General features: G+C 63.0%; 1 protein-coding gene. It reads right to left on the bottom strand.

The features are described 5' to 3' along the window. A partial coding sequence (locus tag AC5ZFO_RS48300) for an IS3 family transposase (RefSeq protein ID WP_496124311.1) occupies positions 1–217 on the bottom strand: 217 nt, incomplete at its 3' end. Positions 218–462 lie beyond the last annotated feature (245 nt).

Below are 462 nucleotides of genomic sequence, written 5' to 3'. Positions count from 1 at the left end.
ACGGAATCGAAGTCATTCCGACCGCTGAAGTCCGCGCCGCCTGATCGAACCGCGTCACCCAGAATCCGTCATAGCTCCCAGCGCCGATACCCATCTTGCGCATCAACCGCTGCACGCGCTTGCGATTGATGCGCCAGCCTTCGCTATTGAGCATCGCCGTCATCCGCCGCGAGCCCAAGAACGGCCAGGCCGTGAACAGCTCGTCGATCCGCCGCATCAGCTCAAGGTCGTTGTCATTGGCCGGCCGCGGCGGCCGATACACGCTCGATCGCGCAACGCTCAGCAGTTGGCATTGCCGGCGGATCGATAGACTCGCATGATCGCGCTGAAGCAATCCTCGGCGATCCGGCGCGCTCATCTTCCGGACCTCCTGGCTAAGAAATCCCGCTCGACCGTCAATTGTCCGATCTTGGCGTGGAGCTTCTCGACCTCCAGTTCGTGGGCCGCCTCGCCATCCCGACC

The organism is Bradyrhizobium sp. Unk1 (assembly GCF_059512345.1).
Note: the sequence above shows the minus strand (reverse complement) of the source record. Positions and strands in the feature narration are given on the sequence as shown.